This window comes from Pseudomonas mucidolens, assembly GCF_900106045.1.
Classification (GTDB): Bacteria; Pseudomonadota; Gammaproteobacteria; order Pseudomonadales; family Pseudomonadaceae; genus Aquipseudomonas; species Aquipseudomonas mucidolens.
Genome location: NZ_LT629802.1, coordinates 5,061,361 through 5,077,925, shown reverse-complemented (window position 1 = coordinate 5,077,925; position 16,565 = coordinate 5,061,361). Strand labels below are relative to the sequence as shown.

Below are 16,565 nucleotides of genomic sequence, written 5' to 3'. Positions count from 1 at the left end.
CTTTCTTAAAGCGACGAGTATTTCTTGCGCAGACGCTGACGAATCAGCTCGGCGAGGGTGTTCATGAGGAAGGTGAACAACAGCAGCACCAGTGCCGAGAGGAACAGCACGCGGTAGTGGCTGCCGCCGACTTCCGACTCGGGCATTTCCACCGCGACGTTGGCCGCCAGGGTGCGCAGGCCTTCAAACAGGTTCATTTCCATGATCGGGGTATTGCCGGTGGCCATCAGTACGATCATGGTTTCACCGACTGCACGCCCCATGCCGATCATCAACGCCGAGAAAATCCCCGGACTGGCGGTCAGCAATACAACCCGCGTCATGGTCTGCCATGGCGTGGCGCCCAGGGCCAGAGAGCCCAGGGTCAGGCCGCGCGGCACGCTGAACACAGCGTCTTCAGCGATCGAGTAGATGTTCGGGATGACCGCAAAACCCATGGCCAAACCGACAACCAGTGCGTTGCGCTGATCGTAGGTAATGCCCAGGTCGTGGGAGATCCACATACGCATGTCGCCGCCGAAGAACCAGTTTTCCAGGTACGGGCTCATGTACAGCGAGAGCCAACCCACGAACAGGATCACCGGGATCAACATCGCGCTTTCCCAACCATCCGGTACCCGCAGGCGGATGGACTCAGGCAGGCGGCTGAAGATGAAACCAGACAACAGAATGCCTATCGGCAGCAACATCAGCAGGCTGAAAATCCCCGGCAGATGCCCTTCGACATAGGGCGCCAGGAACAGGCCGGCGAAGAACCCGAGGATCACTGTCGGCATCGCTTCCATCAACTCGATCACCGGCTTGACCTTGCGACGCAGGCTCGGCGCCATGAAGTAGGCGGTGTAGATGGCCGCCGCAATGGCCAGCGGCGCCGCCAGCAGCATGGCGTAAAACGCAGCCTTCAGCGTACCGAAGGTCAACGGCGCCAGGCTCATCTTGGGTTCGAAATCGCTGTTGGCGGCGGTCGATTGCCAGACGTATTGAGGCTCGTCGTAGCTCTCGTACCAGACCTTGCTCCACAACGCGCTCCACGAAACTTCGGGGTGCGGGTTGTCCAACGACAACGGTTGCAGCTTACCGCCGGCCTCGACGATCACACGGTTAGCCCGTGGCGACATGCCGAAAATGCCTTGGCCTTCTACCACCGGATCCACCAGCAAGGTGCGGTGGGCGGTGCTGTGGAACACCCCGAACTTGCCGGCAGCGTCGAGAGCGACGAAGCCTTTGCGACGCTCTTCGGCGGCGATTTCAACGATGGGCGTGGTGCCCATCTGGAACGTGCGGATCTGCTTGAGATGCTGCTCGCCATCCGGGTCGCGGGCCATGAACCACTGCGCCAGGCCACCCTTGGAGCTACCGATGATCAGCGAGATGCCACCCACCAATTGGGTGCTGGCGGTGACTTCGGCATCGCCCTCTTCCAATAGTTTGTAGCGACCGTTGAGATTCTTTTCCCGCAGGCTGAACACATCGGCCTGGGCGCGACCGTTGATCACATACAACCATTGCTGGCGCGGGTCGACGAAGATCGCTTTAACCGGCTCGGTCATTTGCGGCAGCTCGATACGCGTCTGCTCGCTGGTGACTTCGCCAGTCATCATGTTCTCTTCGCGGCTCAAGGACAGCACATTCAAGTGCGAACCAGTGGAACCGGCGATCACCAACGACGAGTCGGTGGCGTTGAGTGCAACATGCTCCAGCGCACGGCCTTCTTCATCGAGAACGATCGGCGCCTCGCCGTACGGATACTCGATGGCAGGCGTGATCGTCTTCTTGCCGTCCGGGTAAGACACCTTATAGGTGTGACGGAACACCAGGGACTGGCCGTTGGATAAACCAAGAATCACCAGCGGGCTGCCCGGCTGGTCCTTACCAATGGATACCACGCGGGTACCGGCAGGCAGCGGCAGGTCGACCCGTGACAACTCGGCAGCGCCCTCGACGCTGAAGAACAACACCTGGCCCTTGTCGGAAACCCGCATTGCAACCTGGTTCTGTTCTTCCATGGAGATCAGCAACGGCTTGCCAGCGTCTTGCATCCAGGCCGGCGTCAGAGCGTCGTCCTTGGTCAGGCTGGCGCCCTGGAACAGTGGCGCGACCACATAGCCAAGGAAGAAGAAAATCAGCGTGATGGCGCCGAGCACGGCGAGGCCGCCGACCAAGACATACCAACGGGTCAGGCGATCCTTGAGCGCGCGAATGCGGCGCTTGCGTTGCAGCTCAGGCGTATTGAAGTCAATGCGCTTGGGGGGAGAAGTCGTCGTCATAGTGGAATTGGCCAGATCATTCATGCGCACACCCTAGCGATCCTATATGACAAAAAGATGACAATGTGGTGACGCACGAAATCCGCCGCATGGCAGAGCCGACAGCGGACCGAAAAATTAGGGATTCCGTAGGAGCGAGCTTGCTCGCGAAAAACGTCAGGGCGCTGCGTTAACTCAGAGACAGCGCGTTATCGCTAACGACTTTCGCGAGCAAGCTCGCGCCTACAGAAAGGCCGGTTTTACCCGGCCCTGGAACTTAGTTACCTTCTTTCAGACCCAGGTCAGCCAGGGCCTTGGCGGCAACTTTGGCTGGCAGCGGGATGTAGCCGTCTTTCACTACGACTTCCTGACCCTGTTTGGACAGAATCAGTTTCACGAACTCGGCTTCCAGCGGGGCCAGAGGCTTGTTCGGCGCTTTGTTGATGTAGACGTAGAGGAAACGCGACAGCGGGTACTTACCGTTCAGGGTGTTTTCTTCGGTGTCTTCGATGTAATCAGTGCTGCCTTTCTTGGCCAGGGCCACAGTCTTCACGCTGGCAGTCTTGTAGCCGATGCCCGAGTAACCGATACCGTTCAGCGAAGAGCTGATCGACTGCACGACCGAAGCCGAACCTGGTTGCTCGTTGACGTTCGACTTGTAGTCGCCTTTACACAGGGCTTCTTCCTTGAAGTAGCCGTAAGTGCCGGATACCGAGTTACGACCAAACAGTTGAAGCGGCTTGTTGGCCAGGTCACCGGTCACACCCAGGTCGCCCCAGGTCTTGACTTCAGCCTTGGCGCCGCACAGACGAGTCGAGGAGAACACCGCGTCGACTTGTTCCATGGTCATGTGCTTGATCGGGTTGTCCTTGTGCACGAACACAGCCAGGGCATCCACGGCAACCGGGATAGCGGTTGGCTTGTAGCCGTACTTCTCTTCGAAGGCCTGCAGCTCGTTGTCCTTCATCTTGCGGCTCATCGGGCCCAGGTTGGCGGTCCCTTCGGTGAGTGCAGGTGGCGCGGTGGAGGAACCAGCGGCCTGAATCTGGATATTGACGTTCGGGTATTCCTTTTTGTAACCCTCGGCCCACAGGGTCATCAGGTTCGCCAGGGTATCGGAACCAACGCTGGACAAGTTGCCCGAGACACCAGAGGTCTTCACGTAAGCCGGGATCGCCGGGTCAACACCAGCGGCTACCGCGTTAGCGGTCGCAACGCCAGCAGCGACAAAAGTCATTGCCGCCATCAAACGCTTCAGTTTCATGCCTTACTCCTAGCAGATAGGGATAGTTGGATCGGGGCCAAGTATCGGGAGGCCGTGTGAACACTCTATGTCCGTAATGTGACAATTAGATGAAAGGCCAGCATTGAAAGCGAGATGGCGAAAGAGAGGAATTGCCTGGAACAGGGACGTTGCGGGGAATCGGAAATACGCTGTAATTATTGAGGATCAAAAGCTGATTGCTGATCGTTCCCACGCTACTGCGCAGGAACGATTACCGCCCAAGCAGCGGTTTTCAGCGACCGCGCTTCCACAGATAGCCACCTACCAACATGCCCATGATGCAGATGACGGCCACGTAGTAGGCCGGGCCCATCGCGCTTTCCTTCATCAGCAGCGACACCACCAACGGTGTCAGGCCACCGAACACAGCGTAGGCAACATTGTAGGAGAACGAAAGACCGCTGAAGCGCACCACTGGCGGGAACGCTTTCACCATCACGTAAGGCACCACACCGACCACGCCGACGAACAGACCCGTCAGGCTGTACAGCGGGAACAGCCAGTCGGGATGGCTGGCAAGGCTGTGATAGAGCGTCCATGAAGTTGCCAGTAATAACAGGCACCCCGTCACCAGCACACGCCCCGCGCCGAATCGGTCGGCCAGGGCGCCAGAGGCGATGCAACCCAGGCTCAGGGTCACGATTGCCAGGCTGTTGGCTTGCAATGAAACCGTCGGGCTGAAATGGTAAACCGTTTGCAACACGGTCGGGGTCATCAGGATCACCACGACGATGCCGGCCGACAACAACCAGGTCAGCAGCATCGACAGTACGATGGCACTCCGATGGTCACGCAATACCGTGCGCAAAGGCAGTTCGGCGGCCAGCGTCTTGCGTTGCTGCATCTCGGCGAAGATCGGCGTTTCATGCAGCCAGCGACGCAGGTACACCGAAAACAGGCCGAATACACCGCCCACCAGGAACGGGATCCGCCAGGCGTAATCCGATACCTGCTCAGGGGTGTAGATCGTGTTGATCGCGGTGGCCACCAGTGAACCCAGCAGGATCCCGCCGGTCAGGCCACTGGTCAGGGTGCCGCAGGCGTAGCCGATATGCCGGGGTGGCACGTGTTCGGACACGAAGACCCAGGCGCCCGGCACCTCGCCCCCAATCGCCGCGCCCTGGATGACGCGCATCAGCAGCAACAGGATCGGTGCCCACAGGCCGATCTGCGCGTAGGTTGGCAGCAGTCCCATGATCAGGGTCGGTACGGCCATCATGAAGATGCTCAGGGTGAACATCTTCTTGCGACCCAACAGGTCACCGAAGTGAGCCATGACGATCCCGCCCAGCGGGCGTGCTAGATAGCCCGCCGCAAAGATGCCGAAAGTCTGCATCATGCGCAGCCATTCAGGCATGTCGGCGGGAAAGAACAGTTTCCCGACCACGGTGGCGAAAAATACGAAGATGATGAAGTCGTAGAACTCCAGCGCCCCGCCCAAGGCAGACAGCGACAGGGTCTTGTAGTCGTTGCGGGTCAGCGGGCGCGAAGGTTGCGCACTGCTTGCGGGCACGGAGGACATGGCAAGGCTTCTCTTATAGTAGTCAGAACGACGAACCCGGCCACAGGCATTGCCTGGAGCGGGTCTGGCAAGATAGCAAATCGTTTGCAAAAGCACAGCGCCCAAGCGTGCCCCAGTCAGTGCGAGTAGCACAGTTGCCCGGTAAAGCCCCGATACAGCGACTATTTACCGACCAAATGAGCCTCAAGTGGTCGTCGTAGCGATAAGGGCTCGATATACTCGGCCTTGCAATCGCCAAACCCGCATCCTTGAGGGGTTGCTGTGCCAAAGCGCCGTTGGCTGTTCCAGCCGGTTTGGCAGAGTTTCCCCGTTAGTACGCCTGACGAGAATCGCGTAGAGGTATTGAAGCGCTTTCCTGGCAGTCGGCTACCCACTTGAAACATCCTAAAAAGCGTCACGGGCCAGAGGCACCCCCGGCATGATCGAACTCGAACAGGAAGATCCTATCCCGCAAGGCGACCTCGCCCTGCAAATCACCGCGCTTCCGCGGGAAACCAACGGTTTTGGCGATATCTTCGGTGGCTGGCTGGTCGCTCAGATGGACCTCGCCGGCACGGCAATGGCTAGCAAGGTCGCAGGCGGACGCGTGGCGACCGTGGCGATTGATCGCATGGCTTTCCTGGTGCCGGTAGCGGTCGGCGCACAGCTCTCCTTCTACACCCAGGCCCTGGAAATTGGCCGCAGCTCGATCCAGATGATGGTCGAAGTGTGGAGCGACGATCCGCTATCCAGCGAATGGCGCAAGGTCACCGAGGCGGTGTTTGTGTTCGTCGCCATCGACGGCAGTGGCCGCACGCGCTCGGTTCCCTCACGAGCCCGTTAAACCTCGTTGCGTTTTGACGGTCAATTGCCCCATTGCCTGCCATTGAGAGTGCTTGTATGTCGATGCCCCACATTGAAACCGTGAAACTGGATGAGCTGGATTGCTGGCGCATCCGCCATAACGGCGCCGAACTGTTGGTAGCCCAGCAAGGTGCACACATCGTCAGTTACCAGCGTCAGGGCGAGCAGCCTCTGATCTGGCCCAACGATGAGGCGGTATTCAAGCAAGGTAAAGGCATCCGTACGGGCGTTCCGGTGTGCTGGCCGTGGTTCGGGGTTTTCGAGCGTAACCCGCAAAGCGTGAAGGCGATGCGTCAAAGTGACGAGCCAGCGGGTGCCCACGGCTTTGTGCGCACCGCGACGTGGCAACTGGCAGGCGTTGAAAACCAGGGCCAGGCGTTACGCGTGAACCTGCTATTGCCGGCGCCCGCAGGCGGTTTTCCCGACTGGCCGCATCAAGTCGACTTGAGCCTGAACCTGTTGTTGGACGATCAACTGCACATCCAACTGACCAGCCACAACCGCGGCACCGAAACCGTAACCCTCAGCCAGGCGCTGCACACTTACTTCGCGGTCAGCGATGTGCGCAATGTACAGGTCGAAGGGTTGGACGGATTGCAGTACATCGATACGGCGGACGGCTGGCAGACCAAGCAACAATCCGGCCTCTTGCACTTTACCGGCGAGACCGATCGCATCTACCTCGACACCCCCACACACTTGAATATTGTCGACAAACATTGGCAACGGCGCCTGCAACTCACCAGCCAAGGCTCGAAGTCGACCGTTATCTGGAACCCATGGACCGAACGCGCCAAGGCCTTGGACGACATGGCCGACGACGGTTGGCAGGGCATGCTGTGTATCGAGACGGCGAATGTGCTGGATGATGTGGTGGCGCTGGCACCGGGTGAACGCCATACGCTAGGCGTGAGCATCGCCAGTATCGCCCTGTAGACCCAATCAACAATGTGCGAGCGGGCTTGCTCGCGAATGAGGAGTGTCAGTCACACATATATTGGCTGATACACCGCATTCGCGAGCAAGCCCGCTTGTGTCTTGATCTAGGAATAAACTCTGGGGTGAGAGGGGTGGATGGCAAGCTGCAAGTCCGCGGTGCTCAAAGCACGTGTGGGAGCCGAGCTGCCATCCACCTTTCCACTCTGGCCTACAAGCCCGAACAGTTGGACGAGCAGCCACTCGAAATCACAAGCGTGGGCAAAGCCAGAGCACTCTCACATCTGAGTGTAAGAGGGTTTTGCCATGATTTCCTGGGTCGGTATCGACATCTCAAAATCAAACCTTGTCGTCTGGGTTAAACCACAGAGCGAAGGTTTCGATGTTTCAAACACTTCAGAAGGATTTCTTGAGCTGATTCGACGATTGAGTCAGTTTGAAGTCAGTCTGATTTTGCTGGAGGCCACCGGGGGCTATGAGCGTAATGCCATGGCGGCTCTGCAAGGCGCAAACTTCAAGGTGCTCAGGGTCAATCCTCGCCGAGCCAGATCCTTTGCCGTGGCGATGGGCAAGAATGCGAAGACTGACGCTATTGATGCGGCCGTTCTAGCAGACTTTGCTGAAGTGCTGAATGCCTCAAGCAGCAAGGTTATTTCGCCTGAGCGTGAAGCGCTCCGCGAGCTGGTTCAGCAGCGCGAGCATTTCGTTCAGCAACGAGACGACAATAAGCGCCGTCTTCAGCAAGCCCAGCTACCAGCCGTTATTGCGCTGATCAAAGGCCATATTCACTTCCTGCAAACGCAAATCAGGCAACTTGATAAGGCCATCAATCAGAGCATGCACGAACTGGACGCAGAAAAAGCCCAGCGGCTCATCTCTGTTAAAGGTATCGGTACGGTTGCCACCGCGAGTTTGCTGGTTTATCTGCCCGAACTAGGTGAGCTTGATCGCCGTGAGGTTGCGGCCTTGGCAGGTATCGCGCCCTTGAACGACGACAGCGGTAATCACAGCGGGAAGCGACATATCTATGGAGGCAGAGCCCGTGTCAGACGGGCTCTGTACATGTCCTGCTGGGTTGTAATCCGCCATCAGCCCGACTTCAAGGCACGCTACGAAGGCCTTCGAGAGCGAGGTAAGAGCGCGAAGGTCGCGCTCATCGCCTGCATGCGTGTACTGCTGATTAGGCTCAATGCCATGTTGCGAGATGGCACTGAGTGGCGGTGACGAATGGCATGGTGAAGACAGTTGCTCCCACATTGGGTTTGGTGTTCTGGCCTAGAGATCAGCTTCCTGCACCACCCGCACCTTGCTCGCATCCAGCGCGTAAGCGGCATCCGCCAGGTCGTTGTTGACCTTCTCCACCTTCATCGTGCCCGTTACCCACAGCGGTGTGTAGATGTCATCCAGCTTCAAACCCTTGGGATAACGCACCAGCACCAACTGATTTGGCGGCGGTGGCGGCACGTGGATGCAGGCACCTGGATAAGGCACCAGGAAGAACAGGGTGCTGCGGCCCTTGGCATCGGTTTCCAGCGGTACCGGGTAACCGCCAAGACGAACAGGCTTGCCGTTCATAGCGGCTACAGTTTTAGTCGAATACATCACCGCCGGCAGGCCCTTGCTCTGCTTCAAGCCACCTTTTTCGGTAAAGGTGCCCATGGCTTCAGGGGAGTTGTGATCGATTTCCGGCATTTGTTCGAGGGCTTTCTGGTCCGACTTGGGCATCAGTTCCAGCCAGTCGGTTTCAGGTAGCTCGGAGGCGTGGGCCAGGCTCGAGCCCAGCAAAAGGACAGTCAACAGAAGACGGCGCATGAATTGACTCGGCAAATAAACAGTGCCGGCATTCTAGCCCTCTACGCCTGCGCAGCGCAGAGGGCCAGACGATAAATCATTTCTTTTTGATCAGGCCGTAGATCACCAGCAGTACGATGGCACCGACCAGCGCACCGAGGAAACCCGCACCTTGGCCAGCCTGATAGATACCCAGCGCCTGGCCGCCATAGGTGGCCGCCAGGGAGCCCGCGATACCCAGCAGGATGGTCATGATCCACCCCATGTTGTCGTCACCCGGTTTCAGGAAACGCGCCAGCAGGCCGACGATCAAACCGATAAAGATGGTTCCAATAATACCCATGCCATTTCCCTCTGAGTGAAGTGAACTATGCCAAAGCCTAGTCAGACTTTGGCATCCTGCCATCAGAGGATGGCGGTCACCAATGGTTCCCGCCGATCTGGAGGTTATTGCGCGGCGATCAGCGTTTCGACCTTGAGGATCTGCGCGTCAAGCGTCGCGCGGTCCTTGCAACGCAGGTTGGCATGACCCACTTTGCGCCCGACCTTGAAGGCCTTGCCGTAGTGGTGCAGATGACAATCTTCAATGGCGATCACCTGCTCCACGGGCGGAACCACACCGATGAAGTTGAGCATCGCACTCTCGCCGACCTTGGCCGTGGACCCCAACGGCAAGCCCGCCACCGCCCGCAGGTGGTTTTCAAACTGGCTGCATTCGGCGCCTTCAGTGGTCCAGTGCCCGGAATTGTGTACGCGCGGCGCAATTTCGTTGGCTTTGAGGCCACCGTCGACTTCGAAAAACTCGAAGGCCATCACGCCGACGTAATCCAGTTGTTTCAGCACGCGAGCGGAATAGTCTTCCGCCAAGGCCTGCAACGGGTGATCGGTGCTGGCGATGGACAGCTTGAGGATGCCGCTATCGTGAGTGTTATGCACCAGCGGATAAAAGCGGGTTTCGCCCTCGCGGGAACGCACGGCGATTAACGAGACTTCACCGGTGAACGGCACGAAACCTTCCAGCAGACAGGCCACGCTGCCCAGCTCGGCAAAGGTGCCGACCACATCATCGGCGGTACGCAGGACTTTCTGGCCCTTGCCGTCGTAACCCAGGGTGCGGGTCTTCAATACGGCCGGCAAGCCGATGCTGGCGACGGCCGCATCCAGGTCCGCCTGGGACTGGATATCGGCGAAGGCCGGGGTCGGAATGCCCAGGTCCTTGAACATGCTCTTCTCGAACCAGCGGTCACGCGCAATGCGCAGGGCGTCGGCGCTCGGGTACACCGGGACAAACTGCGACAGGAACGCCACGGTTTCAGCCGGGACGCTTTCGAACTCGAAAGTCACCAGGTCGACTTCCTCGGCCAATTGGCGCAAGTGGTCCGGATCACTGTAGTCAGCGCGCAGGTGTTCACCCAGCGCAGCGGCACATGCGTCTGGCGCGGGGTCCAGGAAAGCGAAATTCATCCCCAACGGGGTGCCCGCCAAGGCGAGCATACGGCCCAATTGGCCGCCACCGATTACACCGATTTTCATCAATCAACAACCTCAGGCAATGCGTGGGTCTGGATTGTCCAGGACACTGTCAGTCTGCTCGTCGCGGAATTTTTTCAGTGCCGTGTGGAACTGCGGGTGCTTGGCGCCCAGGATACTCGCGGACAACAGCGCGGCATTGATGGCGCCAGCCTTGCCGATCGCCAGGGTCGCCACCGGAATACCGGCTGGCATCTGCACGATGGAGAGCAGTGAATCCACCCCCGAAAGCATCGACGACTGCACCGGAACACCGAGTACCGGCAGGTGGGTCTTGGCCGCACACATGCCCGGCAGGTGGGCTGCGCCACCGGCACCGGCGATAATCACCTCGATGCCACGGGATTCTGCTTCATCGGCATACTGGAACAGCAGGTCCGGGGTGCGGTGGGCCGAAACCACCTTCACTTCGTACGGAATGCCGAGTTTTTCCAGCATATCGGCGGTGTGGCTAAGGGTGGACCAATCGGACTTGGAGCCCATGATCACGCCAACCAATGCACTCATCGTCGCGCCTCTTCTCTCTGGGCGCCCGCAGGCGCGTCGAAAAACAACAAACCACGCAGAATGCGTGGCTTGATTGTACGAAAAATGGCCGGACGGACCGGCCGAAGGCCGCGCAGTATACCGCAATGCAGCAGATAAACAGCCCCTTGGATGACCATCCGTCTACACCCGTTTAAATCCTACAAATCCACGGTTTTGCTGACCTGCAGGTCAAGCCTTCGGCACCCGGTAACGCACCTTCCCATCACCTGCAAACTCGGCCACATACGCTGGCGAAAAGAGCTACCGCACATACAGAAATGCCACCGCCCTGCGGCCCCGGGCCCGCCGCTAATCTTCAACCTCGCAGCGTCCAGGCGACACACATTGCCCCTTCACGTGAGGATTCCCATGCGCCCCATCAACCTTAACACCTTCATTCATGACAGTGTTTCCGATACGAACTACCAGCACCTCAAAACCCGGCAACTCGATCACTTTGTCGAAGAACTGGCGAACGTCAGTGGCCGCCAGGTCAACATTTGCTTTCACGAATATGTACCGGGCGTCACCAACTTCGACTACCAGGGCCCCAATGCCGGGGCGAAAGTGAATGAATGGAATGGCGTTGCCAACCAATACGCCGAAAAAATCGGCATCACTCCGACCCAGACTGACCGTAACGTGCTGGTGATCGATGGCTTCATCACCGGCCAAGTCGCGGGCGTCGCCCAGACGGCTGGAAAAACCGGCAACTCGCTGATCGCGTCCACCATCGACGCCACCACCCTCGCTCACGAAGTGGGCCACACGTTCAATGCCAAGCACACCGGCGTGATGCAGGTCCCTGACCCAGACAATCCCGGGCATTTTCGCTCAAGCTACATGGCCACCGGCAAAGACGTGGGTACAGGCAACCTGTTGCGCTACAGCACGATCAATCGGGAGCGCATTCAAGACTTTCTGAAAAACCTGGCTTGACCCCAGTGTTCCGTGGCCTCGCCTGTACACGCAAGGCCACGGCTCATGCCGTTTGAGCGCCACTCTCGAGCTTGCGCCACAACAAGCGTACGTTCGCCTTGCGCACCAGGGCGCAGCGATACAAGCGAATCTCCAGCGGCACATGCCACTGCGGGCCGCCGCACACGACCAACTCACCCCGAGCCAGTTCGGCACGCACGCTCAAGCGAGGCACCCAGGCAATCCCCAGCCCCTCCAGGGCCATGCTTTTCAGGCTATCGGCCATGGCGGTTTCGTAGACGGTGGTAAAGCGCAACGCGCGCTGGCGCAGCAACAAGTTCACCGAGCGCCCGAGAAACGCCCCGGCGCTATAGGCCAACAGGGGCACGCTGCCCTCGCCTTCCAGGTCAAACAACGGCGTGCCGTCAGCGTCCGCGGCGCACACCGGTAGCATCTCGGTATTGCCCAAGTGCAGCGACGGGAAGATCTCGGCATCCATCTGCATCGCCGCGTCCGGATCGTAGAACGCCAGCATCAGGTCACAACCCCCTTCGCGCAAGGCATGCACCGCGTCACCCACGTTGGTTGCCACCAGGCGTGTCGCGATGTTCAATCCTTCGTTGCGCAACTGCGCAATCCAGCGTGGGAAAAAACCCAGCGCCAGCGAGTGCGCCGCCGCAACCTGCATGACCTCGCCCTGGCCGCCTTCCAGATGATGCAAGTGGCGCAAGACTTCACCGAGCTGTTCAACCACGGTGCGCGCGGTCACCAGAAACAACTGCCCCGCCGCCGTCAATTCGACGGGCGTGCGCGAGCGGTTGACCAGTGTCAGCCCCAACGCCGCCTCAAGGCTGCGGATCCTGCGACTGAACGCTGGCTGGGTGACGAAGCGCCGCTCTGCGGCCTGGGAGAAACTGCGGGTCGCCGCCAGGGCGCTAAAGTCTTCCAGCCATTTACTTTCAAGGTTCATCAGATTCTCCCAGGGCATGCACCATTTTGGCACACACGCCCGCCATGATAACTGGGTCACATCAACATTATGCCGTTTCTGCATAGGCCAGCGTGTAACAGCATTGGCCCAAAAACTTCTGCAAGCCTAGCATTCTCAACGTTCCGGCCAGTTCCGGGTCCATAATGAGATGATTTCCGTCATGTCCTCTGCTGCATCATTCCGTACCGAAAAAGACCTGCTTGGCGTACTCGAAGTACCGGCTCAAGCGTACTACGGCATCCAGACCCTGCGAGCGGTGAATAACTTCCGTCTCTCCGGCGTTCCGATTTCGCATTACCCGAAATTGGTGGTCGGTCTGGCAATGGTCAAGCAGGCTGCCGCTGAAGCCAACCGTGAGTTGGGCCAGCTCAGTGAAGCCAAGCACGCCGCCATCAGCGAAGCGTGCGCCCGCCTGATCCGCGGTGACTTTCACGAAGAGTTCGTGGTGGACATGATTCAAGGCGGCGCTGGCACTTCGACCAACATGAATGCCAACGAAGTCATCGCCAACATCGCGTTGGAGGCCATGGGCCACAACAAGGGCGAATACCAGTACCTGCACCCCAACAACGACGTGAACATGGCGCAGTCGACCAACGACGCCTACCCGACCGCGATCCGCCTGGGTCTGCTGTTGGGCCATGACGCGTTGCTGGCCAGCCTTGACAGCCTGATCCAGGCGTTTGCCGCCAAAGGTCTCGAGTTCAACCACGTGCTGAAAATGGGCCGTACGCAACTGCAAGACGCTGTGCCGATGACCCTCGGCCAGGAATTCCGCGCCTTCGCCACCACCTTGGGTGAAGACTTGGCCCGCCTGAAAACCCTGGCGCCAGAACTGTTGACCGAAGTCAACCTCGGCGGCACCGCCATTGGCACCGGCATCAACGCCGACCCGCGTTACCAGGCCCTGGCCGTTCAGCGCCTGGCAACCATCAGCGGCCAGCCGCTGGTGCCGGCCGCCGACCTGATCGAAGCCACGTCCGACATGGGCGCCTTTGTACTGTTCTCCGGCATGCTCAAGCGGACCGCGGTGAAGCTGTCGAAGATCTGCAACGACCTGCGCCTGCTGTCCAGCGGCCCACGTACCGGCATCAACGAAATCAACCTGCCGGCGCGCCAGCCAGGCAGTTCGATCATGCCCGGCAAGGTCAACCCGGTGATCCCGGAAGCGGTCAACCAAGTGGCTTTCCAGATCATCGGCAACGACCTGGCCCTGACCATGGCTGCCGAAGGCGGCCAACTGCAACTGAACGTGATGGAGCCACTGATCGCTTTCAAGATCTTCGACTCGATCCGCCTGTTGCAACGTGCCATGGACATGCTGCGCGAACACTGCATCACCGGCATCACCGCCAACGAAGCCCGCTGCCGCGAGCTGGTGGAACACTCCATCGGCCTGGTCACCGCGCTGAACCCGTACATCGGCTATGAAAACGCCACCCGCATTGCGCGTATCGCGCTTGAAAGCGGTCGCGGGGTGCTGGAACTGGTGCGCGAAGAAGGCTTGCTCGACGACGCCATGCTCGACGACATCCTGCGCCCGGAAAACATGATTGCCCCGCGCCTGGTGCCTTTGAAGGCCTGATCGCGTTGCACCGCTCACCAGGTTGAGGGACTAGACACCTCTCACCTTTTGAGGGCTTGAAGATTACGATCTTCAGGCCCTTTTTTTTGCCCTCGTTTCATGATGTGCCGCCCCCTTTGGTAGGAGCGAGCTTGCTCGCGAAAAGCGTTAACGATAACGCGGGCATTCTGAATCAACGCCGCGACCTCAGGTTTTTCGCGAGCAAGCTCGCTCCTACAGCGTGCGTTTTATATATAAAACAAATAAGCCCTTTCGTAACTTTCTCGCGTTACCTGAAAAGCATCAACTTCTCGCAACTTCCACGGGCGGTGTGCAATTTCGTGCCATATAAGAAGCAACGTTTCATATATGAAACGTCAAGCTTTTCGATATTTTCCCCTAACCATCTGATATTCAATACTAATCACTCTATTAACGTAGGAAATAACTCACTGGCATTGTTCATGCACTAAACGTCGTATCACCTATAAAACAGACCAGAGAACCCTCCCAATGGCTGTGAAAGAGATGTACGCCGTGACACCCCAATGGAATAAGCCCGCGCTTAAGGAAGATCTGGAACCGACTGAAATCGAATTTCGCAATGTCGGTAAATGTTTCCCGGCCAAAGGCAAAACAGACGCGCCGTTTGCCATCCGCGAGGTAAATTTCAAGATTCGCCGGGGTGAAGTGGTCTCGATCATCGGCCCTTCCGGTTGTGGCAAGAGCACCATTCTGAATATGGGTTCTGGTCTGTACCGTCCGAGCGAAGGTGAGGTCTTTGTCGGTGGCGAGCCGGTCACAGGTCCTGTGCCGCAGGTCGCCTTCATGCTGCAAAAAGACTTGCTGATGCCCTGGCGCAGCATCCGCCGCAACGTCGAGCTGGGGCTGGAGATTCAGGGCGTGCCCGCCGCCACCCGGAAGAAGGTGGCCCTCGACTTACTTGATCGCTGTCACCTCAACGGTTTCGCCGATCACTACCCGTTCCAACTGTCCGGTGGCATGCGCCAGCGCGCCGCCCTGGCCCGCACCCTGGCTATTGATCCGCAGGTGCTGTTCCTCGACGAACCGTTTTCCGCCCTCGATGCCCAGACCAAGATGATCCTGCAACAGGACATGGCGCGGATGCTGTTCGACGAAAAGAAGACCGCGCTGTTCATCACCCACGACCTGATCGAAGGCATAGCCATGTCTGACCGGTTGCTGGTCATGAGCGCCCGCCCCGGCACCATCGTTGAAGAAATCAGTATCGACCTGCCGTTTCGCGACAACCCGCTGGAGCGCCGCAAGCTGCCGGAAATCGGCCCGTTGGTGGGCCGCCTGATGGAGTTGCTGCAAGTCGGCGCAAACACCGAACTGCATTGATCACGCCTTTGCGGTCCCAACCGATTCAGGAGTTCTCATGCTCAAGTTTTTGTTTCAACGTCTCAGTACACTCAGCCTTGGCCTCGGCCTGGCCTGTGTCGCCCAGGCACAGCCGACCGATGTTACCTACCTGCTGCCGGCACCGCCCAACTCGCCCGCGTTTGCACCGTGGATTATTGCCAAGGAAAAAGGTTACTACGCGGCTCAAGACCTGAACCTGTCCTTTATCGCCGCCAAGGGCGGCGTGGACGTGGCCAAGCAGATTGGCGCCGGTAACGCCCTGCTCGGCGGCGCCATCGGTGACACGCCGATTGTCGTCCGGGCCAACGGCATTCCGGTGCGCGCCGTGGCGGTTCTGGGATCCGGCGGGGTGACGATGATTGCTACCAACGCCAAAGAAAACATCAACGCCATCAGCGATCTCAAGGGCAAGACCATGACGGTAATGTCGTACTCCGACACTACCTACTACGCCCTGCTCGCCTCGTTGCGCAAGGCAGGACTGAGCAAGACCGACGTGAATATCCAGGCCGCTGGCCCTGCCGGGGTTTGGCAGCTGTTCTCGGCCGACAAGGCCCAGGCCATGGCCGGTGTGCCGGACTGGGTGGTCAACGCCGAAGAAGCCGGCGTGCAGATCAAGCTGATCCCCCAGACGCAGATTTTCGAAAGCATGGCCCAGGCGATTCTCGCCTCCGACGACGCCATCAAGAACCAACCAGAGGTCGTGCGCGGCGTGGTCCAGGCGACCCTGCAAGGCATGCGCGACATCATCCAGGACCCACGCGCAGCCGCCGTGACCTTTGCACAGGCGGTACCGGCATATGCCGGCAAGGAAGACTCGCTGGAGAAGGTTTTCAAGCTCTACATCGAACACGTCTATGCCAATCAGAGCGTACTCGGACACATCGACCCGGAGCGCCTGGACAAGGTCCGCCAGTTCTACGTCAGCGAAGGCATCGTCACCCAGGAGACCCCGCTTGCGGATCTCTTCACCAACCAATTCGTCGATAGCCCGGCCGCTGCGCAATAAGCAACCGGGCCAATAA

The 16,565-nt window shown here is 58.9% G+C and carries 15 protein-coding genes; 7 read left to right on the top strand and 8 right to left on the bottom strand.

Features of this window, described 5'->3' with window-relative positions:
* Positions 1-5: 5 nt before the first annotated feature.
* The 3 genes from BLU75_RS23320 to BLU75_RS23310 all read right to left on the bottom strand — a co-directional run bounded on the left by BLU75_RS23320 (position 6) and on the right by BLU75_RS23310 (position 5,053).
* Positions 6-2,291 (bottom strand): ABC transporter permease subunit, encoded by a 2,286-nt coding sequence (locus tag BLU75_RS23320; RefSeq protein WP_084381771.1) that lies wholly within the window; start codon positions 2,289-2,291, stop codon positions 6-8.
* Between the two features lie 232 nt (positions 2,292-2,523).
* On the bottom strand, positions 2,524-3,510 hold the full coding sequence (locus BLU75_RS23315) for a phosphate ABC transporter substrate-binding protein PstS (RefSeq protein WP_084381770.1): 987 nt from the start codon (positions 3,508-3,510) through the stop codon (positions 2,524-2,526).
* 253 nt (positions 3,511-3,763) lie between these two features.
* Positions 3,764-5,053, bottom strand: coding sequence for an MFS transporter (locus BLU75_RS23310; RefSeq protein ID WP_084381769.1), 1,290 nt, complete (start codon positions 5,051-5,053; stop codon positions 3,764-3,766).
* A gap of 418 nt (positions 5,054-5,471) precedes the next feature.
* Between BLU75_RS23310 and BLU75_RS23305 the strand changes: the two genes are divergently transcribed.
* The 3 genes from BLU75_RS23305 to BLU75_RS23295 all read left to right on the top strand — a co-directional run bounded on the left by BLU75_RS23305 (position 5,472) and on the right by BLU75_RS23295 (position 8,056).
* Positions 5,472-5,876, top strand: a complete 405-nt coding sequence (locus tag BLU75_RS23305) for an acyl-CoA thioesterase (protein ID WP_003176975.1) — start codon at positions 5,472-5,474, stop codon at positions 5,874-5,876.
* A gap of 56 nt (positions 5,877-5,932) precedes the next feature.
* Positions 5,933-6,832, top strand: coding sequence for a D-hexose-6-phosphate mutarotase (locus BLU75_RS23300; protein ID WP_090221570.1), 900 nt, complete (start codon positions 5,933-5,935; stop codon positions 6,830-6,832).
* A gap of 306 nt (positions 6,833-7,138) precedes the next feature.
* A complete protein-coding gene (locus BLU75_RS23295; RefSeq protein WP_084381955.1) occupies positions 7,139-8,056 on the top strand; it encodes an IS110 family transposase in 918 nt (305 codons plus the stop codon).
* Between the two features lie 51 nt (positions 8,057-8,107).
* On the opposite strand, the gene BLU75_RS23290 is transcribed toward BLU75_RS23295, so the two are convergent.
* The 4 genes from BLU75_RS23290 to purE form a co-directional block, all read right to left on the bottom strand.
* Positions 8,108-8,644 (bottom strand): DUF3299 domain-containing protein, encoded by a 537-nt coding sequence (locus BLU75_RS23290; RefSeq protein ID WP_084378275.1) that lies wholly within the window; start codon positions 8,642-8,644, stop codon positions 8,108-8,110.
* Positions 8,645-8,720: 76 nt separating this feature from the next.
* Positions 8,721-8,966 (bottom strand): GlsB/YeaQ/YmgE family stress response membrane protein, encoded by a 246-nt coding sequence (locus BLU75_RS23285; RefSeq protein WP_048723510.1) that lies wholly within the window; start codon positions 8,964-8,966, stop codon positions 8,721-8,723.
* Positions 8,967-9,070: 104 nt separating this feature from the next.
* Positions 9,071-10,156, bottom strand: a complete 1,086-nt coding sequence (locus tag BLU75_RS23280) for a 5-(carboxyamino)imidazole ribonucleotide synthase (RefSeq protein ID WP_084378276.1) — start codon at positions 10,154-10,156, stop codon at positions 9,071-9,073.
* A gap of 12 nt (positions 10,157-10,168) precedes the next feature.
* Positions 10,169-10,660, bottom strand: coding sequence for a 5-(carboxyamino)imidazole ribonucleotide mutase (purE, locus tag BLU75_RS23275; protein ID WP_084378277.1), 492 nt, complete (start codon positions 10,658-10,660; stop codon positions 10,169-10,171).
* A gap of 390 nt (positions 10,661-11,050) precedes the next feature.
* Between purE and BLU75_RS23270 the strand changes: the two genes are divergently transcribed.
* The gene (locus BLU75_RS23270) at positions 11,051-11,620 is read left to right on the top strand and encodes a M12 family metallo-peptidase (RefSeq protein WP_084378278.1); all 570 of its coding nucleotides are present in this window, start codon (positions 11,051-11,053) and stop codon (positions 11,618-11,620) included.
* Positions 11,621-11,663: 43 nt separating this feature from the next.
* Here the strand turns inward: BLU75_RS23270 and BLU75_RS23265 are convergent, their stop codons facing one another.
* A complete protein-coding gene (locus BLU75_RS23265) occupies positions 11,664-12,569 on the bottom strand; it encodes a LysR substrate-binding domain-containing protein (RefSeq protein ID WP_084378279.1) in 906 nt (301 codons plus the stop codon).
* 181 nt (positions 12,570-12,750) lie between these two features.
* Between BLU75_RS23265 and aspA the strand changes: the two genes are divergently transcribed.
* From aspA to BLU75_RS23250, 3 genes are all read left to right on the top strand, one after another.
* Positions 12,751-14,175: an aspartate ammonia-lyase gene (gene aspA, locus BLU75_RS23260; RefSeq protein ID WP_084378280.1), complete on the top strand. Its 1,425-nt coding sequence runs from the start codon at positions 12,751-12,753 to the stop codon at positions 14,173-14,175.
* Between the two features lie 507 nt (positions 14,176-14,682).
* Positions 14,683-15,519: an ABC transporter ATP-binding protein gene (locus tag BLU75_RS23255; RefSeq protein ID WP_231982690.1), complete on the top strand. Its 837-nt coding sequence runs from the start codon at positions 14,683-14,685 to the stop codon at positions 15,517-15,519.
* Between the two features lie 37 nt (positions 15,520-15,556).
* Entirely contained in the window at positions 15,557-16,549 is a 993-nt protein-coding gene (locus BLU75_RS23250; protein ID WP_084378283.1) for an ABC transporter substrate-binding protein, read from the top strand.
* Positions 16,550-16,565: the final 16 nt, after the last annotated feature.